The 531-nt window shown below is 47.3% G+C and carries 3 tRNA genes and 1 rRNA gene; all 4 read left to right on the forward strand.

Annotated features, from left to right (window positions below):
- Window positions 1-23: 23 nt before the first annotated feature.
- Window positions 24-100 (forward strand) — tRNA-Arg (locus G8782_RS18360).
- Window positions 101-130: 30 nt separating this feature from the next.
- Window positions 131-207, forward strand: a tRNA-Pro gene (locus tag G8782_RS18365).
- 5 nt (window positions 208-212) lie between these two features.
- A tRNA-Ala gene (locus G8782_RS18370) sits at window positions 213-288 on the forward strand.
- 125 nt (window positions 289-413) lie between these two features.
- Window positions 414-531, forward strand: a 16S ribosomal RNA gene (locus tag G8782_RS18375); the annotation flags it as partial.

Below are 531 nucleotides of genomic sequence, written 5' to 3' on the forward strand. Positions count from 1 at the left end.
TCTCGGCACCAGTTATTTCGTATGCGCCCGTAGCTCAATTGGATAGAGCGTCTGACTACGGATCAGAAGGTTGTGGATTCGACTTCTGCCGGGCGCGCCATTATTTTTAAAATTATAAACTTATAAATCTCGGGAAGTAGCTCAGCTTGGTAGAGCACTTGGTTTGGGACCAAGGGGTCGCAGGTTCGAATCCTGTCTTCCCGACCATTTTCGGGGCCTTAGCTCAGCTGGGAGAGCGCCTGCCTTGCACGCAGGAGGTCAGCGGTTCGATCCCGCTAGGCTCCACCAATAATATGAACCTTGAAAACTGAACAGCAAAACGTCAAGATATAACGTTTCGTTAAATCGAAACAAAAAACGAATCTTCGGATTCGAAGTCAGCAAAATGAAACTCGAGCTATTCAAGTTTCTCTATTATGGAGAGTTTGATCCTGGCTCAGGACGAACGCTGGCGGCATGCCTAATACATGCAAGTCGAGCGAACATTTATTGAAGCTTGCTTCTTTAAATGTTAGCGGCGGATGGGTGAGT

This window comes from Sporosarcina jiandibaonis (genome assembly GCF_013184495.1).
In the GTDB taxonomy this organism is placed as follows: domain Bacteria; phylum Bacillota; class Bacilli; order Bacillales_A; family Planococcaceae; genus Sporosarcina; species Sporosarcina jiandibaonis.